The sequence below is a fragment of the Streptomyces sp. N50 genome (assembly GCF_033335955.1).
Classification (GTDB): domain Bacteria; phylum Actinomycetota; class Actinomycetes; order Streptomycetales; family Streptomycetaceae; genus Streptomyces.
On the sequence record NZ_CP137549.1, the window covers coordinates 144,580 to 162,684 of the forward strand.

The following is an 18,105-nucleotide window of genomic DNA, read 5'->3' on the forward strand; positions in this document are numbered from 1 at the left end:
GGGGATTCGCTCTCGTCAACGGTTACGGCTACGGGGGTCGGCGAAGACGGCCAGGCGCAGCACGGCGAAGCGCACGCAGGTGACCGCGACGGAGGCCGTGGTGAGGACCGCGGTCTCCGCGGCCGGTGAGGCGCCGGGATCGAGCCACTTGAACCACAGCACCGCCGCGGACGTGACCACGTAGCCGAGCACGAACAGGCCTCCCGCGCCGAGGTGTACGCGGGCGGGCGGGGAGGTGGAGTGCCGGAAGGTGAGGCGTCGGTTCGCCTCGGTGTTCAGGACGGTGAGGACGAACAGCGAGATCAGGTTGGCGACGGCCGGAGACCACCAACCGCGCAACAGCCAGTACAGCAAGGCCTGTCCGGCCGTGGAGACGACACCGATCGCGACGAAACAGCCGACCTCCCACGACAGCGCACCGCGTCCCGTGGAGGGTGCGAGGACGGCGTCGGGGTGCTCCGCGGCCGGCTCGGGACGCGGCACCACCTCGACCCGGGCGTCACCGGACGCCTTGAGTCGCGCCATCCGCCACAGGCCCCGCAGGTCCTCCCTGGCGGTGCTCACCACGTCCACCCGGGTGTCGACGTCCTCGACCCAGTCGACCGGGACCTCGTGGATCCGCAGTCCGTTGTGTTCGGCGAGCAGGAGCAACTCCGTGTCGAAGAACCACGCGTCGTCGCGGGTCACGTCGAGCAGCGGCCGGAGCACTTCCGTCCGTGCCGCCTTGAATCCGCACTGGGCGTCGGTGAAACGGACTCCGTGGGTGAGCCGGATGATGCCGTTGTAGCAGCGGGAGACGAACTCGCGGCGCGGGCCGCGCACCGTGCGCGAGCCGGGAGCCAGCCGGGAGCCGATCGCGAGGTCGGAGTGACCGCTGGCCAATGGCGCGATCAAGGGGAGCAGGCCGTCCAGGCCGGTGGACAGGTCGACGTCCATGTACGCCACGATGTCGGCGTCGCTGGCGCCCCAGACGGTACGCAGGGCAAGACCGCGGCCCTTGCGATCCAGGTGGACGACGCCGACGCCGGGCAGTTCGTCCGCGAGGCGACGGGCGGTGGCCAGGGTGTCGTCGGTGCTGGCGTTGTCGGCGACCGTGATGCGCCAGGGGAACGGGAACTCCCGGTCCAGGCGGGCGTGGAGCGTACGAAGACACCCGGGCAGCGCGCGTTCCTCGTTGTAGACCGGAACCACGATGTCCACCGTCGAGGTTCCGGCATGCGGGAGAACCGAACGCGCGACGGGCTGGAAGGGTGCGGGACGCTCCACTCGGGCGGTGAGTTCGGCGAGGTGGGGGGTGGGAGTCATGGCTTCCTCAGGCATGAGGGGACGGCAGACTGCGGCTCACAGGCCCTGATCCAGGGCCGGAGCCTCACTGTTGCCGCCCCGCCTGTGGGGGCCGGGGGAGAATACCGAGAACTGACGGGGAGTCAGATCTATGGCCGGAAGTGCTCCCACGATGCGCTGGGGGCACAGCCGCACCACGGCGCGCCGGACGGCGGACGAGTACGGCCGCTCGGACGGGCGAGTCTCACCTCGGGCCGTGCCCGCGGACCGTGTCGCGGAAGGCGATCGGGGTCTGGCCCGTGCGCTGGTGGAAGTACTTGTTGAAGTGGGTGGCGCTGGAGAAACCGAGGCGGTCGGCGATGCGCGCGGCACTGTGATCGCTGTGGGCCAGGAGGCGCTTGGCTTCGAGGACGACGCGCCGGTCGATGAACTCCTTGGCGCCCAGGCCGGCCGTGGCGAGGGTGGCGCGCGCGAGGGTGCGGGGCGAGTAGCCGAGCGCTTCGGCGTAGTCCTCGACCCGGCGGGTGCGGGCGAAGTCCGTCTCCACGGCGTCACGAAAGCCCAGGTAGATCGCGTCCGGTTCAGGGGCTGGGCTGCCGGCCGGCGCGGTGAGGTGGGCCAGCCGCAGGACGAGGACGGCCAACAGATGACGCAGGGCCGCGGTGTGGATTTCCAGGGGCAGGCGTCCGAGGGCCTGGAACTCGGCGGCGAGATGGTCGGCCGCCTGTCGCAACGTCTGGCTGTCCTCGGGCAGAGGCCGACGCAGGACCGGCGCGTGCGGGTCTTCTGTGCGGGCGCCGGCAGTGGTGGCCGGGTCGAGGAACTCCTGGCGGAACAGGATCAGTGTGCCCTCGGCGTGGGTGAGGTCGCCCCACTGCTGGACCTGGCCGGGCCGAACCCATAGCCATGAACCGGGTTCGAGCGCGTAGGCGGTGAAGTCGACCGTGTGCCAGAGGGTTCCGCCCGTGAGAGAGATCAGGTGGTGGAAGTCCGGGCGCTGGGGGGCCGCGAGCCGCTCCCCGGATACGCGGTCGCGCAGGTCGGCGAGGGTCAACACCTCGACGCCGGCGGGGGTGCCCGCGGGCGCCGCGAAGGAGATCTCCGGGATCCCCCGGTCGGCATCATGTCGCTTTTTGACCATCACTAGTCGTCAGCGTATCTCATTCACCCTGCTCAGCAGCTCTACCTTGGAGCTGTCAGACCGGCCGACGTCACTCGATGTCGGAAATCAGTAAGCAGTCGGTAGGAGAGGAGGCGGGTCATGGCTTCGACGGAAATCGCCTCCCTGACATACGCCTTCGACGCGTACTGCGCCTGGTGCTTCGGCTTCGGCCCCACCCTGCGGGCCTTCGCCGAGGACAACGCTCACCGCATCCGGATCGCCGTCGTGTCGGCCGGTCTCTACACCGGTGCCCGGGCGCTGCCGATCGCGGCCCATCCCCACCTGTCGGCCGAACGCGGCACCGTCACGCGGCTGACCGGAGCCACCTTCGGCACGGGCTACGACCGTGCCCTGTCGCGGGGAACGACCGTGCTCGACTCCGCCGCCGCGGCGGCGGGGCTGGCCGCGCTGCGCGACCAGCCCGGCAGCAGCGAACTGGACGCGGCCGAGGCCATGCAGCGGGCATGGTTCGTCGACGGCCGCAGCCTGTCCGACGCGGAGGTCTACCGGGAGACGGCCGTCGCGCTCGGCCTGGACGCGGACGCCGTGACCGCGGCGTTCGACTCCCCGGCCGGCCGGGTGAAAGCCCGTGCCGACTTCCGCACGCTGCGCCGCCTGCGTGTGCTCGCGTACCCGACGCTGCTGCTGGACACCGCGCACGGCGCGGACCAGCTGGGCGGCGCGGGCTCCACGGCCGCTTCCCTGACCGCCGCCCTCGACCAGCGGTTGACCACGTCCCTCCCCCAAGTCCCCGTCCAAGACCTGCCCTTGCAAGGAGAACTGTCATGAGCAACGCCAAGAACACCGTGCTGACCGCCGCCGGAGAACTGTTCGGCAAGAAGGACCCGAGCGCGGTGGACCGGTGGGTCGCCGCCGACTACACCCAGCACAGCAGCCTTGCCGCCAACGGTCCCGAGGCCCTGCGCCGACTGGTCGCCGGCCTGCCGGAGGGCTTCGGCTACGAGGGCGTCCGGGTGATCGCCGACGGCGACCTGGTCGCCCTGCACGGCACGTACCACGGCTTCGGGCCGGACCCGCTGGTCGCCTTCGACGTCTTCCGCGTCGATGCCGACGGCAAGCTCGCCGAGCACTGGGACGCCCTGACCCCGCAGGTCGAGGACACCGCCTCCGGGCGCTCGCAGACCGACGGCCCCACCGAGGTCACCGCGCCCGAGGAGACCGAGGCCAACCGGACCCTGGTCGCCGAGTTCGCGCAGAAGGTCCTGGTCGGCGCCGACTACTCGGTGCTCACCGACTACATCTCCACCGAGACGTACGACCAGCACAACCCGGAGGCCGCCGACGGCCTCGACGGCTTCGGTGCCGCCGCCGCGAAGTGGGCCGAGCAGGGCAAGAACCTCGTCTACAGGACCGTCCACAAGGTCATCGCCGAGGGCGAGTTCGTCCTTCTCCAGTCCGAGGGCGAGTTCGGAGTCCCCGTCGCCTACTACGACCTCTTCCGCGTCCAGGGCGGCAAGATCGTCGAGCACTGGGATGTCATCGCCCCCATCCCTGCCGAACTGCCCCACGACAACGGCCTGTTCTAGAAGCGCGCCGTCCGCAACGGGGCTACGCGATGAGTGAGCTCAGCTACGCCGGGAAGACCTTCGTCTTCCGTGTCGACAACGGGGTCGTCTTCCGCAACACCTACGCGGCCGACGGCGCCACCCTCCACTACGAGACCCTCGAAGGCCCGACCGAGGGCTCCGAGGAGACCGTCACCCTCCACACCGCCGAGGTGGCCCCCGGCCTGTTCATGCTCGGCTGGACCGAGGAGTCCGGCATGGCGGTCACCCACCTCATGAACCTCAACGCCCTGACGGTCCACGCCTTCTGGACCTACGGGACGGGCGACGGCCGAGTCGCCGCACTCCGCACAGGAACCCTCGAACCCGCCTGAGGGACGCCCGCCGCGCCCTCCCCGAACCGGAATGAGGGCACGGTGGCGCGCCCTTCGGCGGACTCATCCCGCTTCGCCCCGTGACACGATCACCGCCCGGAGGACCCCGTGTACGTGACCCCGCTGCCGCTCGCCGCCTACCGGGCCGCCATCGACTTGGACGAGCCGTTCGGGGCCGGTACCGGCCCCGACCCTGACGAACGGCCCGCCGACCTGGTACGCGAGGCTCTCGACCTGCTTGCGGACGACTGGGCGTCAGCAAGGGCCGGGTTGCGTCACGGCGCCGCCGACCGGTTCGACGATGCCGACGCCCGGCAACTCCTGCGCACGGTACTGACGGGCCGGGATCCCGATCCACTGCCCACCAGGACCACCCGCGTACTGGACGCGCTCCTGGCGGGCGAACGCCTGGCACGCGACACCACCGACGCGGCCTCGTTGCCCACCGTCCGCGACATGCTTCCCCGCACCGCGTACCGGGCCGCCGGCCGTACGGTGCTGTGGCAGGGCGACCTCACCACCCTCCGCGCGGACGCCGTCGTGAACGCCGCCAACAACGCCCTGCTCGGCTGCTTCGCCCCGATGCACCCCTGCATCGACAACGCCCTGCACGCCGCGGCGGGCCCCCGAATGCGCGCCGACTGCCACACGATCATGTCCCTCCAGGTCTACGCGGAGCAGATCGGCACAGCCAAGATCACCCGCGGCTACCACCTGCCCGCCCGCTACGTCCTGCACACCGTCGGCCCGATCGTCGAAGACTCCGTGCTCCCTCGGCACCAGCGGGCTCTGGCGGCCTCGTACCGTGCCTGTCTCGACCTCGCCGCCGAAGTGGGCGGTCTGCGCAGCGTGGCGTTCTGCGGCATCAGCACCGGCGTCTTCGGCTACCCCAAGGCGCCCGCCGCCCGCATCGCCCTCAACACCGTGGCCGACTGGCTCGACCTCCACCCCGGGCGGCTCGACCGCGTGATCTTCAACGTGTACGCGGACGACGACCGCGCCGCGTACGTGCAGGCACTGACCGAAGGAAACCAGCCCCGATGAACGATCCCACCTTCGACCTGGAAGCCGTCGCCGGGACGATCCGCGCCTGGCTCGGCGAGGCCGACCGCGTCCTGATCACCGCTGGTGCCGGACTCAGCGCCGCCGCCGGATACGACTACGGCGACGAAGACCGCTTCCGGGAACTCTTCCCCGCCCTGCACCACCTCGGCCTGCGCTCCCGCTATCTCGTCGGCGTACCCCTGCCGCCCGAGCTGTGGTGGGGCTACTGGGCCGTCCACATCGACGACATCCGCTTCTCCCCGCACCCCAACCCCCTTTACCGGCAACTGAGTTCCCTCGTCGCCGGCAAGGACCACTGGGTGATGACGTCCAACGTGGACGCCCTCTTCGCCCGCAACGGCTTCGCCCCCGACCGGATCTTCACCCCGCAGGGCGACTACGGCCGCTACCAGTGCACGACCCCCTGCACCCCGACCACCTGGGACACCCGCCCCCTCGTCGCACAGCTCCTCGCCGCGTACGACCCGGCAACCGGCGCCGTGACCGGCCCGCTGCCCAGCTGCCCGAACTGCGGCGGCGAAGTCGAGATCAACGTCCGTATCGGCCCCGAGTTCGTCGACGCCCCCTATCTCCCCGCGGGCCGCCGCCTCCAGGACTGGCTGGGAACCACCGCCGGCACCCGCCTGCTCATCCTCGAATTCGGCGCCGGATTCAACACCCCCGCCGTCATCCGATGGCCGGGCGAACACCTCACCCGACAGATCTCCCACGCCCGCCTCGTCCGCGTCAACCCCACCCACCCCGAAACCCCCGACGACCTCGCCGGGCGGACCCTGTCCGTCTCCGCCGGGGCCGACCGCCTGCTCGAAGCACTCACCGTGCCGCACCCGGCACCCGACCCTACGGTGGCATCATGACCGACCCGGAGAAGAACAAGGCCACGGCTCAGGCGTTCTACGACCTGATGTTCAACCAGTGCCGCCCCGCGGAGGCCATCGACCAGTACGCGGGCGACACGTACATCCAGCACAATCCACATGTCGGCGACGGCAAGCAGGCATTCGTCGACTACTTCGAGCGCATGGCCGCCGAGTACCCCGGCAAGCGGGTGGAGGTCAAGCGCGCCTTCGCCGACGGCGACCACGTGATCCTGCACTGCCACCAGACCTGGCCCGCCGAGGTATACGCGGGCATCGACATCTTCCGTTTCGACGCGGGCGGCAAGATCGTCGAACACTGGGACGTCCTCCAGGTGGTCCCGCCCACGTCCAAGAACGACAACACCATGTTCTGACCCGGCACAAGCCTCCGGCGCCGCTGCCGCACGCGATACCGACGCACCTGGCTCATGTCCATTCCCGCCGATCCCGTCGGCACACCGAAGGCCAACGGGATCGGCGGCCAGATCAGTGGCGGGCGAACTGGACCCGCGAGGGCTGCACGGCGTCTGGCCGCGGCGCGATCCCGTTGACGGTCAGTTGTTCTCCGTAGATGTCGGTGAGCCTGACCGCGCCACCGCATCCGCTTCCGTCGGGGGAGCGGGTTACGGTGGCCGACTGCCTGGATGCCGCACCAGTAGGGGCTGGACTGAGCAGGCTCCAGGTGATCGCGAGCGGGCCCGTCGAGACAGGGGCCGATTCGGCGAAGGCCTGTTCGCCGAGGTCGAGTTGACGGGGCGCGCAGGGCAGCGGACATTCGTTGGTGATCCGGACCGTGACGGAGGAGCCGCTCGCCGTGCGGACGAGCAGGCACCGTCTCCTCCCCCGGCTTTGCAGACAGTGGCGACTCCCTGTTGCGTGGTCCTGGGCCTGACTCGCCCGACAGGGGAAGGCGAAGGGGCCGCCGTGCCTGGTCGCGGACGATGTGTGGGTGCGGATCGAACCGCTCCTCCCGGTCCGGCCCCGGCGGGTGCGGAATCCGGGCCGACTGCCGCTGGATGACCGCAAGCGCCTGCAAGGAATCCTGATACCCGTCCGGTTGACGCGTCCGCGCCTTCTTGATCGCCGCCTCGACCTCGGGGATCGCGTCCTTCGACAACCCGCGGCGTTGAGGATGACGTCCGCCTTCTCCAGCGACTCGGGCCCCGTGATCCGTACTCCCCGTTCCATGGCAGAGAGGGCATCCGGCCCGTCCCCCACCATCTCCCCGAACTGCCTCTGGGGCAGCCCCGCCGGTTCCCGCACCCCCTTGAGCATCTTGCCCAGCGCGGTGAACAGCCCCGTCGTGTCCTCTTCCTCCGTCCGAGTCTCCGGCCTGTGATCCGCATCGTCGGTCACGAGCGCGCCGTCCTCACCTCACCGCGGAGATCATGGTCACGGCCGACAACCCGTACTCCCGACCCACCGCACCTGTACGGATAGCCGGCGTCCACCCGCCGCTCCTGGTCAGGTCAGGACGAGGCGGCCACGCCCGGTGACGTGAACTCACGCATCTCCACCCATCCCGCCGAACTCACCCAGCACCTCAGTCGCACCCCGCGCGGCGCCCCTCCGGCCGGACGACCCACCGCCCATCGACTCGCCGACCGGGGATTCCCGCACGACACGTCGTCGCCGAATTCGCCGCGAACGCCGCCCCGCACGGCCGCGTACCGGGACGCGACATCGAACTCCGCCTCCTGCTGCTCCCGACGGGAGTTCGACGCATCCGGCCGGGGCCTGATCATCGTGTCGGTCCTCGCTCGGACCCGGGGCGTGGCCGAGCGGGATGCCGGCAAGACGGTTCGGGCCGAACTCCCGCTCGGACTCAGGCGATTGAGCGAGCTTGTGAGCTCGGGCGATCGGTGAAGTACGGCCGTTGTCGGCGACGCCGGGCGCGGCCCTACGGGTCCGGGTGGGCCGTCGGAGGCGATGCGCCGCGCGACGCCGCGCGGGTGGGCGAGCACGCCGTGGATGCCCTGTCTCCTTCGTCGACCAACACGACGGACTGGGACACCAGTTGGTCCAGCAGGTCCACCACCTCGTACGAGGAGAGGCCGTCCCCGCCACAGACACTCTCCGCCGCCTCCAGCGTGAGGCCGCCCGCAAAGACGGACAGTCTGTTCCACAACAATCGCTCGCCAGGAGTGCACAGTTCGTAGCTCCAGTCGATCGTCGCGCGCAGGGTGCGCTGCCCTGGCAACGATGTCTCCGTGTCCGTGGACAAGAGGGCGAAGCGGTCCTCCAGCCGGGCCGTCACCTGCTCCACGCTCAGGGTCCGCAACCGGGACGCAGCCAACTCGATCGCCAGCGGCAGCCCGTCCAGGTCGGTGCAGAGCCGGGTGACCTGCGCCTCGTCCACGTCGTGGAGCCGGTGACCTGCTCCGACGCCGACGACACGGTCCCGCAGCAGTTCGACTGCTTCCGCCGGCGGCAACGGCGGCACCGTGAAAACGCATTCACCCATGACGTCCAGGGTGTGGCGGCTCGTCGCCAGGATCGACAGTTCCGGGCAAGCGGGCAGTAGCCTCCCGACCAGTTCGGCGCATGCTTCGATCAGATGCTCGCAGTTGTCGAGGATCAGGAGTGCACGCCGCTGGGCCAGATGATCGGTGAGTCGGTCGAGAACCGGCCGGATGTCCAGGTCGGAAAATCCCAGGGCGGTGGCGACTGCGCCCGCCACCCCGACGGGGCTCCGCACCGCTCCCAGACTCACCAGCCATATGCCGTCCGGAACATGGTCAACGTGCTCCGCCGCGGCTTGCAGGGCGAGCCGGGTCTTGCCGACCCCGCCCGCGCCGGTGAGCGTCAGCAGTCGCGAGGCCCGCAGGTTCCGCCGGAGATCAGCCAGTACCTGCCGTCTTCCCACGAAGCTGGTCGTTCCCGAGGGAGGGTTCCTCTCGCGAACATCCGTCATCGCCTTGCAGCACCTCTTCACATCTGGCAGGAACAGCAGCTGAAGCAGATCTTCATCACTGTGGGTGCAAGGCGAAGGCTATGGATTACGAGTGGAAGAAATCTCGGTCAAAAGGTGGTGTTTTCGGTGTTTGACATTCTGAACAGGTATGGCCCGCAGGCCCCTTCGCCCGAGCGGATCGACTTCGCCACTGCCGGGTCGCCCGACCTCAGCGGTGTTGACCTCATCGGATTCCCGATGGGCGGGACGACCGCCCGGACAATCGCGGTCGAGCACCCGGATCCGGTCCGCTCGCTCACCTCGATGATGTCCCGATCAGCGAACCAGGCATGAGGGAGCCGGACTTGCCGTGCTCACCGAATCGAGCGCATCCCCGACGGACCGGACGGGTCGTCGACCAGGGATACGACGTCCTCGGCATCCAGTTCCAGAGCCTCGCGGCGCCGGCCACGGCGACCGCGCTGAACGTCTGCGGTCGCTGCGCGTACTCACCCTCGTGGTGCACCGCTCCGACAACATCCCGTGCGACACAGGCCGCGGCCGAGCCATCACCACCGCCATGCCGGGCGCCGAACCACCGATCATGGAGGCGCGGTCCACTATCTCCCGCAGGAACTCCGGCCCGAGCTCTCCGACCACACCGGCAAGTTCAGTTGCCATGCCGAGACAGTGACAGCCTGTTCGCCGGGTCCGTCCGGCAGTTCAGGTCACAAGGAGCCGGATCGAGACCGATCTCCTGGCCAGCCGGGCGTGCGCCGAGCAGGAGGGCCGGCTCGGGCCGTGTTCACCATCGCGATGACGTCCGCGTCGAAGGTGACCGTCTGCCTGAGCCCTCGGCCAGGAGCCAGCGGAACCACTCCTCGATCAACTTCGACCGGTCGGCCTCGCTCGCTGCCACCCCGCCCGAGCTGATCCTGACCGCCTCCACCGGAGCCGAACCGATGGCCGATTCGGAGAATTGACGATCAGCCGCGTGCCTACCGGAGCTGGTCGGCGGCATCGAACCCGGGGACAGCGGAGGACCTCCGTGTCGGATCAGGCAGCCCAGCAGTCGACGAGCCCACGAAGGAGTTCCGCGCCCGTCCCCCAATCGCCCACGTGGCTACCGGAGTTGATGTGACCGTGGCTTCCGACCAGATGCCATTGCGCTTGCCACCCGCGCGCGAAGGAGGCGGATGCCGTCGGGTCGCAGTAGGGATCGTCTTCGCTGGCCACCACCAGGCTCGGGTACGGCAACGGGCGAGCGGACAGGTCCAGGAACGTCGGTGCGGCCTCACGTGGGAACGCCGGCCCGCGGGGATCGGGCGGGGCGACCAGGAACGCGGCCACAGTGCCAGGTCGATCCTGCTCCAGCCACTGCGCGGCAGCCCAGCACCCCAGGCTGTGAGCCACCAACACCACCTGCTGGTCACGCCGGAGAGCGATCTCGTGGGCGGCCTGGATCGCGGCAACCCAGTCAGGCAGGTCCGGCCTGCTCCACGAGGCCGGTGCGATCCGAACCGCTGCGGGGCCCCACCTCTTCTCCCACAAGCTCTGCCAGTGCCCCTCATCGGAACCGTCGATCCCAGGGATGATGACGTACGCGACCATCGCCCGCCCCTCCTCCAATCGTGACCTCCGCACATCGCGGGGGCACCCCGAGGTGAGTCTCGATGGATCAGCGGCAGCGATCGAGCTCAGCAAGTGATCTCAAAGAAAGTGACGGTGACAACGATGGAATCACTCGACGAGATCGACCGTGCCATCCTGGAACTGCTCCAGACCGACGGCCGGCTGACCGGGGCCGAGGTCGGACGCCGAGTAGGGCTGTCGCAACCGGCAGCCGGCGCCCGTATCCAACGTCTGGAGAAGAACGGGATCATCACCGGCTACCGCGCCGTCATCGCACCGGCCGCGGTCGGATTGAACATCCACGCCGTCATCCGGCTGCGCACCACCCACGCGCAGCTGTCCCAGGCCCTCACCCTTGCCGCCCGGACTCCAGAGGTCATCTCGATCCTCCGCGTGACCGGCGAGGACTGCCTGCTGCTCGACGTGCACTGTTCCCACGCCGAACGCCTTGAACAGGTCGTCGACTCCCTCGCCCGATACGGACCGGTCACCACCTCACTCGTCCTGCGCAGCTACCCGCCCAAGTCGTTGCCGACGACACCGTCAACAACGTCCTGACCCGCGGCACTTGGCCCGCCCCCTACCCGAAGACCCTCCGCTTGATCTCCTGGCGGTAGTCCTCAAGCGTCCTGTCGAGATGCACGGCGGTGGCCTGGGCCGCGGCTTCCGGCCGGCCGTCCCGTACGGCTTCGTAGATGGCGGCGTGCTCCTCGACGGCGGCCTCGGACTGAGCGGTCAGCGTGTCGTGGATACCGAGGGCGCTGGACTGCCTCTGCAGCCGACGTGCGTCGCGCACGGCGTCGACCAGGAAGCTGTTGTGCGAGGCCGCCGCGACCGCGGCATGGAAGTCGTCGTCGGCCTGGTTGAACACCTCGACCTGTCCGTGGACGAAACCGTGACGGCACGTCTCCACGGCCACTTCCATCGCCCGGAGTTCGGCAGGGGTCGCACTTGTCGCCGCGATGCCTGCGGCGGCCATCTCCTGGATCCGGCGGAACTGGAACAGCATGAAGATGTGGTCCAGGTCGGTGGGCCGGAAGAACCCGCCCCAGCGACTGGCACTGAGCATGCCCTCGTCGTCCGCGACGAAGAGACCACGGCCCTTGTGCGCCCGGATCCGCCCGAGGGCGGAAAGGATCTTGACGGCCTCGCGCACCACCGCCCTGCTGGTGCCCAGCCGCCCGGCCAGGTCGTTCTCCGTAGGCAGCCGGTCGCCGGGGACCAGGCCCGACTCAGCGATGAACTCCAGGATCCGCTCCGCGACGAGCTCATAGCCCGGACGGTAGTCGCGCCCCGTGTCCGCCCCTGCACCCAAAGCCGTCACCCCTGTCACTGGTCTCACAGAGCGAGCCCGTCCCTTCGTGGTCACTCTACTGAACACCCCACTCGATGAAATGAATCGTACTTATTTTGCCGGGTCCACGGTAATCATGCGATGCCGAGTAGCGCAAAATTCCTCATATACCTGACTAATTATTCCAAAACGGCGAACCGTGTGGCCAAAGAATCCAATTTTGTGTCTGCACATCTCCTTGACCGGAGCTCACATAAGGCGCCTAATTTCTGGGCGACGACCTGCCAGCCACGTAATGGAGTCACTCATGACCGCGATGAAGCAGTCAGTTGTCCGAAGCAGAGCATTGGCCAAACGGCGATCGGCTCTCCTCGCGGGGTGCGTGGCCGCCGTGGTCGCGACCGCCACGGCCTGCGGTGGCGGCGCCACGAGCACGAACAGCAAGGACGGCTTCAACCAGGTGTCGCAGAAGAGCGGGGCCCTGACCGTGTGGGTGGACTCGACCCGGCTGGCTGCCGCGAAGCTCTACCAGAAGCTCCATCCCGACGTGAAGCTCAACGTCGTCACCTACGACGGCGACGCCAACGGATCGAACTACCTGCAGACGAAGGTCCAGCTCTTCAACCGCACCGGCAAGGGCTGGCCGGACGTCGTCTTCAGCTCGCAGAACAACGAGGCGACCTGGGCGGTGGACGCCAACTTCGCGGCCCCCTTGAACAAGGGGCTCGTCCCGGCGCAGACCCTCGGGAAGTTCGCCAAGGGCGCCAACGACGTCTGCACGGTGGGCGGCACGGTCTACTGCCTGCGCAACGACCTCTCGCAGGCCGTGCTCTGGTACAACGCGCCGCTGATGAAGCAGTTCGGCTATACGGTGCCCACGACCTGGGAGGAGTACCAGCAGCTCGGCGAGAAGGTGGCCGCCGAGCACCCCGGATACCTGGTGGGCGACGCCGGCGACTCCTTCACTCCGGAGATCTACCTGTGGGCCGGCAAGTGCGGTGCCAACCACATCACCGGCGCCAAGTCCGTCTCCGTGAACACCACCAGCGCCCAGTGCACGAAGATGGCCGCGCTCATGGACGTACTGATCAAGAAGAAGTCCATGTCCATCAGCGGGGTCTTCAGCACGGACTTCGGCAAGAACAAGGCCGACAAGGTGCTGATGATGCCCGGCCCCTCCTGGTACGGCGGCGCGCTGTTCAAGGGCACCTTCAAGACTCCCGCCAAACAGATCGCGGCGGCGCCCATACCCCAGTGGAGCGGTGAGACCTCACCGTCCACCGGCAACGTGGGCGGCGGTACCTGGCTGCTGTCCCAGCACTCCGAACACATCAAGGCAGCCACCGACTTCCTCACCTGGGTCACGACGGACGACGCCTACCAGGGCAAGGTCGCACCCGGCTTCCCCGCCTACGCCCCGGCGGCGGAGACCTGGCTGAAGCAGCAGAACGCCTCCGGCTACTTCGCGGGGGACATCGACGTACTGAAGGACGCCTCCACCCAGGTCTGGCCGGGCTGGGGCTCGGGCCAGTTCAGCCAGGAAGCGATCTGGGCGGCGACGGTCAAGCCCGGTCTGACGCAGGGCAAGACCATCGTCTCGCTGCTGCCCGCCTGGCAGGACTCCATCGTCAAGTACGCCCAGTCCAACGGATACAAGGTCTCCAAGTGACCGCGACCCACTCCCCCGTCGCCTCTGTCCGTCGGCGTCCTCAGGGCGCCCGGCGGCAGGGACGGGCGGGCGCCGCGTTCGTCGCCGCCTACCTCGTACTGCTGATCGCGTTCGGTGTCGTCCCGACCGCCTACGCCGTCTACTTCGCCTTCAGCAACGCCCAGGGCGCCTTCACCGGCTTCGACAACTTCGTCACCACGATGCGGGACTTCCGGTTCGTGCCGGCCCTCGGGCACGTCGGGCTCTACCTGTTGTTCTGGCTCGTCTCGCTCGTGGTGATCGTGGTCGGCCTCGCGTTGCTGCTGCACCGGCTCGCCTCCGACGGCGCCGGGAAGGCCCTGCGATTCCTCTTCTACATTCCCGGTGCCCTCGCGGGCGCCGCGAGCGTGCTGGTGTGGCTGTTCATCCTCGACCCCACGGTGAGCCCGGTCAGTTCCCTCCTGAGCGGGCTCGGATACGACACGTTCGGCCAGGTCATCGCCCCCGGTCACCTGCCCCTGCTGTTCACGATCATCGCGTTCTGGACCGGCGCGGGCGGCTGGATCGTCGTCATCTACGGCGCGCTCAACAACATCCCCAAGGACGTGATGGAGGCTGCCCGCATCGACGGGGCGGGTGCCTGGCAGACCGCCTGGCGGGTGCAGATCCCCATGCTGCGCAAGTGGATCGTCTACATGGTGATCCTCGCCTTCGCCGGTGGCGCCCAGCTCTTCGTGGAGCCACAGTTGCTGTCCCTCGCCAGCGTGGGAGTGGCAGGACGCGACTACTCGCTCAACCAGCTCTCGTACGACTTCGCCTTCCAGATGAACAACATCAACGGCGCCGCGGCCGTCTCCGTCGAGCTACTGATCGTGAGTCTGTCGGCCGCCGCCCTCTTCGTCGCACGGTCGGGATTCTTCGATGCCGAGTGAGACCCCCACGCACCCCGGTGTGCGTCCACGCCGTAGAGAAGTCAGCGCGAGCCCCACGCCCCGCAGGCCTGCCCGTACCCGCCGCGCTCCCGCCCGGCGCTACGCGTCCCGGGCGCTGATGGCCGTCGTACTCGCCGCGTTCACGGTGTTCTTCGTCCTGCCCGTGCTCTGGCTCGTCCTGGCCGCCACAAAGACGGACCACCAACTCGTGCACGGCAACCCGCTCTCCTTCGGCTCCTGGCACGCGCTCAAGGCCAACTGGCAAGCGCTGACCGCCTTCCAGGACAACGCGATCCTGCTGTGGCTGCGCAACTCGGCGATCTACGCGGGCATTTCCCTGGTCATCACGCTGTGCGTCGCCGTGCCGGCCGGCTACGCGCTGGCGATGACGGAGTTCCGCGGACGTCGCGCCCTGCTCGTCGCCACGCTGATCGTGATGCTGATGCCGAACGCGACGCTGGTGGTCCCGCTGTTCCTGGAGCTCAACGCCGTCCATCTCATCGGGACGATGTGGTCGATCATCCTGCCGTACTCGTTCTATCCGTTCGGGGTGTATCTGACGTACATCTACTTCACCACCGCCGTGCCGCGGGACCTGTTGGCTGCCGCCCGCATCGACGGATGCAGCGAGTTCGGGGTCTTCCGGCACATCGCCCTTCCCCTCGCATCACCCGTCGTCGCCCTCGTCGGCTTCTTCAGCTTCGTGGCCAACTGGACCAACTACTTCCTGCCGTACGTGATGCTGCCCGAGAGCGACCAGATGCCGGTGCAGGTGGGTGTAGGCACCCTGCTCAGCAGCGTGCCCTCCTTCAACCCGACGGTCGGCTCCCTCGCCATCGAGCGGCCCCAACTCGCCCTGGCCACCTTGGTCGCGATCACTCCGGTCCTGGTCGTATTCCTCTTCTCACAGCGCTTCCTGGTCGCCGGAATGCTCGCCGGCGCCACCAAGGAATGACGCCACGGACCGTCGTCCCGGCAGCCCCCACCGCTTTCCTCTCCCGAACGGAGACGTTCCCATGCCCTTCAGTCCTGCCGATCGCTCTGCCGGCGAGGACACCGCCTCCTCCGACGGCCCGGTGTCCTCCGCCGGATTGCGAGCCAGTGTGCCCCTGCTCGAACCGCCCGGCTGGGCGCCGGCCCAGCGCGCGCTGCTCGACCTGCTCGACCACGCCTGGCGCCGTTTCGAGCGCGAGTTCACCGGCCCGGACGGCCGCCTCAACTACAACGGGCGGCTCAGCACGCGTGACGGCGTCGACGACTTCTACGAGGCGTTCTTCAACTGGCCCCAGCTGTATCTGCTCGGCGGTGCGGACGACCTGCTGCCCGCCGCCGAACGGCACTGGGAGGGCGTCACCCGGCAGCTGACCGAACTGGGCATGCTCCAGGACGAGTTCGAGCGCGGCTACGACTGGTTCCACCAGGGCGAGAGCCTGCTGCTGCTGTACTTCCTGTGCATGGCGGCCCCCGAACGCTGGTCACAACGCGCCCTGCGGTTCGCCGAGTTGTACGTCGATCCGGCGAAGGGCAACTACGACCGCGACCACCGCATCATCAGGCGCCCGCACAACGGCAGTGACCCGAAACGGCGCGGTCTGTCCGACACCGACTCCTACCCCTGGCTGCCCAAGGAAGCGGAGCTGTACGGCTTCCCGCTCGACTGGATCCAGCCGGCCGACGCCCCCGAACTCCCGCTGTCCGCGGACCCACGCCTCGGCAGCCAGATGCGCGACCGCATGGGCAACGGCGACACCGCCGTCAACCTCGCCGCGGCCGGACTGGTCCTCAACGCCTGGATCCTGTCCGGCGAGGAACGCTACCGCGACTGGATCGTCGAGTACGTCGGCGCATGGCGTGAGCGCGCGGAGACCAACGGCGGCGTGATACCCGACAACGTCGGCCCGGACGGCACGGTCGGCGGCCTCCTCGAAGGCCGCTGGTACGGCGGGCACTACGGCTGGTCCTGGCCGCACGGCTGGCACAGCGTCGGCCACGCGGCCTGCGTGGCGGCACTCGCGGCGGCGACGGTCACCGGTGACGACGACTACCTCTCCATGGTCACGACCAGCCTCGACACCCTCATCGGTCACGGCAAGGTGATGGCCTTCACCGAATCCGATTCCAGCCTCCCCGCCAAGTGGCTCGCCCAACTCGGTCCGGACATCCACACACCCACTCTGCACATCCCCTTCCGCCACAACGACTCCGGATGGTTCGACCACAACCCCGTCACCCCCGCCGTACCGGTGGCGCTGTGGCATCACACGGCCGCTCCGGCCGACCGGGCCCGGCTGGAAGGGCTGCGCGCGGCCGGCGGACTCGACTGGCGCGACGTGCGGGCCTTTCGCGCCAAGGAGGAGTCCGGACACGAAGAGGCGTGGTTCGCCTTCCTCGCCGGTGACGATCCCGACTATCCCGAACGGATCCTCGCCGCAGCCCAGGCGCAGGTCCGCCACCGTCTCGCCCGCATGGACCGCTACCGCGACCTGGACGTGGCCGAGGAGGACATCCACGTGTGGCAGCAGTCGAACCCGGTGGTCACCGAGGCGCTCGTACAGCTGACATGGGGCGGTCCCCAGGTCCTCTACAACGGTGGTCTGCAGCAGGCGCGAGTGCGCTACTACGACGGCGAGGCGCGCCGCGCGGGACTACCGCCCGAAGTGGCGGCCCTGGTGACCTCGATCGCCCCCGAGGCCACCGTCGTCGAGTTGGTCAACCTCTCCGCCGACCGCGCCCGGACGGTTGTCGTCCAGGCCGGTGCCTTCGCCGAACACACCATCACCTCGGTCCGCTACACGACATGTGAGGACGACTCGTGGGTCGGTGACATGTACGACTACGGCCACGGGGAACCGGCCGTCACCGAGGCGGAAACGCCCGTCGGCGGCTCCCTGCTGACCGTCGTCATGCCCGCCTCCACACGAATACGGCTCACCCTCCGGCTGAGCCTGCGCACGCGGACACCCAGCTATCACACGCCGTTCTCCGTGGATCTGCCCGCGGGGTCCGGAGCCGGGCTTCCCGACGGGGAGGCCGGAGAGTGAAACGGGTCGCCCAGACCATCAGGCTCCGACCGGAACGGCGCGAGGAGTACCTCGCCCTGCACGCCGCCGTGTGGCCCGCCGTCGAAGCCGCGCTGCACCGCGCCCACGTGCGCAACTACAGCATCTTCCGCCACCACGACACCCTCTTCGCCTACTTCGAGTACGACGGCGAGGACTTCGAGGCCGACATGGCGGCGATCGCGGCCGACCCGGTGACCAGGCGGTGGTGGAAACTCACCGATCCGTGCCAGGAACCGTGGCCGGACCGAGGCACCGGGGGCCAGTGGACGGACCTCCCCGAGATCTGGCATCTCGGCGACCCGGGCACCGACAACCCCTCCTAGGACGCAGGCGGCGTACGGGACTTCCGGCGCCGCGCTGCGCAACGAGGTAA

18 protein-coding genes and 1 pseudogene are annotated in these 18,105 nt (G+C 68.9%); 14 read left to right on the forward strand and 5 right to left on the reverse strand.

Annotation, left to right across the window (positions count from 1 at the left end):
• Positions 1 to 15: 15 nt before the first annotated feature.
• Positions 16 to 1,305, reverse strand: coding sequence for a bifunctional glycosyltransferase family 2/GtrA family protein (locus R2B38_RS00645; protein ID WP_318014402.1), 1,290 nt, complete (start codon positions 1,303 to 1,305; stop codon positions 16 to 18).
• A 223-nt stretch (positions 1,306 to 1,528) separates the two neighbouring features.
• Positions 1,529 to 2,425, reverse strand: coding sequence for a helix-turn-helix transcriptional regulator (locus R2B38_RS00650; protein WP_318014403.1), 897 nt, complete (start codon positions 2,423 to 2,425; stop codon positions 1,529 to 1,531).
• A 120-nt stretch (positions 2,426 to 2,545) separates the two neighbouring features.
• On the opposite strand from R2B38_RS00650, the gene R2B38_RS00655 reads away from it, so the two are divergent.
• The 7 genes and pseudogenes from R2B38_RS00655 to R2B38_RS00685 all read left to right on the forward strand — a co-directional run.
• Positions 2,546 to 3,235, forward strand: coding sequence for a DsbA family protein (locus R2B38_RS00655; RefSeq protein ID WP_318014404.1), 690 nt, complete (start codon positions 2,546 to 2,548; stop codon positions 3,233 to 3,235).
• Positions 3,232 to 3,993: a nuclear transport factor 2 family protein gene (locus tag R2B38_RS00660; RefSeq protein ID WP_318014405.1), complete on the forward strand. Its 762-nt coding sequence runs from the start codon at positions 3,232 to 3,234 to the stop codon at positions 3,991 to 3,993. Before R2B38_RS00655 ends, R2B38_RS00660 begins: the two co-directional genes overlap by 4 nt.
• Positions 3,994 to 4,022: 29 nt before the next feature.
• A complete protein-coding gene (locus tag R2B38_RS00665) occupies positions 4,023 to 4,346 on the forward strand; it encodes a MoaF-related domain-containing protein (RefSeq protein ID WP_318014406.1) in 324 nt (107 codons plus the stop codon).
• A gap of 108 nt (positions 4,347 to 4,454) precedes the next feature.
• Positions 4,455 to 5,390 (forward strand): protein-ADP-ribose hydrolase, encoded by a 936-nt coding sequence (locus R2B38_RS00670; RefSeq protein ID WP_318014407.1) that lies wholly within the window; start codon positions 4,455 to 4,457, stop codon positions 5,388 to 5,390.
• Positions 5,387 to 6,268, forward strand: coding sequence for an NAD-dependent protein deacetylase of SIR2 family (locus R2B38_RS00675; RefSeq protein ID WP_318014408.1), 882 nt, complete (start codon positions 5,387 to 5,389; stop codon positions 6,266 to 6,268). Before R2B38_RS00670 ends, R2B38_RS00675 begins: the two co-directional genes overlap by 4 nt.
• Positions 6,265 to 6,645: a nuclear transport factor 2 family protein gene (locus tag R2B38_RS00680; protein ID WP_318014409.1), complete on the forward strand. Its 381-nt coding sequence runs from the start codon at positions 6,265 to 6,267 to the stop codon at positions 6,643 to 6,645. The genes R2B38_RS00675 and R2B38_RS00680 overlap by 4 nt, the downstream gene beginning before the upstream one ends.
• Before the next feature lie 554 nt (positions 6,646 to 7,199).
• Positions 7,200 to 7,316, forward strand: a pseudogene (locus tag R2B38_RS00685) (IS5/IS1182 family transposase); the annotation flags it as partial.
• Between the two features lie 855 nt (positions 7,317 to 8,171).
• Here the strand turns inward: R2B38_RS00685 and R2B38_RS00695 are convergent.
• Positions 8,172 to 9,119, reverse strand: coding sequence for an ATP-binding protein (locus R2B38_RS00695; protein WP_318021561.1), 948 nt, complete (start codon positions 9,117 to 9,119; stop codon positions 8,172 to 8,174).
• On the opposite strand from R2B38_RS00695, the gene R2B38_RS00700 reads away from it, so the two are divergent.
• Positions 9,006 to 9,518 carry a hypothetical protein gene (locus R2B38_RS00700; protein ID WP_318021945.1) on the forward strand — a complete coding sequence of 171 codons (513 nt, stop codon included), beginning with the start codon at positions 9,006 to 9,008 and terminating at the stop codon, positions 9,516 to 9,518. The two genes, R2B38_RS00695 and R2B38_RS00700, sit on opposite strands and share 114 nt — an antisense overlap.
• A 702-nt stretch (positions 9,519 to 10,220) precedes the next feature.
• Here R2B38_RS00700 and R2B38_RS00705 read toward each other — a convergent pair.
• Positions 10,221 to 10,775: an RBBP9/YdeN family alpha/beta hydrolase gene (locus tag R2B38_RS00705; RefSeq protein WP_318014410.1), complete on the reverse strand. Its 555-nt coding sequence runs from the start codon at positions 10,773 to 10,775 to the stop codon at positions 10,221 to 10,223.
• A 123-nt stretch (positions 10,776 to 10,898) separates the two neighbouring features.
• Between R2B38_RS00705 and R2B38_RS00710 the strand changes: the two genes are divergently transcribed.
• The gene (locus tag R2B38_RS00710; protein ID WP_318014411.1) at positions 10,899 to 11,354 is read left to right on the forward strand and encodes an Lrp/AsnC family transcriptional regulator; all 456 of its coding nucleotides are present in this window, start codon (positions 10,899 to 10,901) and stop codon (positions 11,352 to 11,354) included.
• A gap of 22 nt (positions 11,355 to 11,376) precedes the next feature.
• Here R2B38_RS00710 and R2B38_RS00715 read toward each other — a convergent pair whose 3' ends face one another.
• Entirely contained in the window at positions 11,377 to 12,111 is a 735-nt protein-coding gene (locus tag R2B38_RS00715; protein ID WP_318014412.1) for a FadR/GntR family transcriptional regulator, read from the reverse strand.
• A gap of 286 nt (positions 12,112 to 12,397) precedes the next feature.
• Between R2B38_RS00715 and R2B38_RS00720 the strand changes: the two genes are divergently transcribed.
• From R2B38_RS00720 to R2B38_RS00740, 5 genes are all read left to right on the forward strand, one after another.
• A complete protein-coding gene (locus R2B38_RS00720; protein ID WP_318014413.1) occupies positions 12,398 to 13,759 on the forward strand; it encodes an ABC transporter substrate-binding protein in 1,362 nt (453 codons plus the stop codon).
• On the forward strand, positions 13,756 to 14,670 hold the full coding sequence (locus R2B38_RS00725) for a sugar ABC transporter permease (protein WP_318014414.1): 915 nt from the start codon (positions 13,756 to 13,758) through the stop codon (positions 14,668 to 14,670). Before R2B38_RS00720 ends, R2B38_RS00725 begins: the two co-directional genes overlap by 4 nt.
• A 118-nt stretch (positions 14,671 to 14,788) precedes the next feature.
• Positions 14,789 to 15,625, forward strand: coding sequence for a carbohydrate ABC transporter permease (locus R2B38_RS00730; protein ID WP_318021562.1), 837 nt, complete (start codon positions 14,789 to 14,791; stop codon positions 15,623 to 15,625).
• A 61-nt stretch (positions 15,626 to 15,686) separates the two neighbouring features.
• Entirely contained in the window at positions 15,687 to 17,711 is a 2,025-nt protein-coding gene (locus R2B38_RS00735; protein WP_318014415.1) for a hypothetical protein, read from the forward strand.
• Positions 17,708 to 18,055, forward strand: a complete 348-nt coding sequence (locus R2B38_RS00740; protein WP_318014416.1) for an L-rhamnose mutarotase — start codon at positions 17,708 to 17,710, stop codon at positions 18,053 to 18,055. The genes R2B38_RS00735 and R2B38_RS00740 overlap by 4 nt, the downstream gene beginning before the upstream one ends.
• Positions 18,056 to 18,105: the final 50 nt, after the last annotated feature.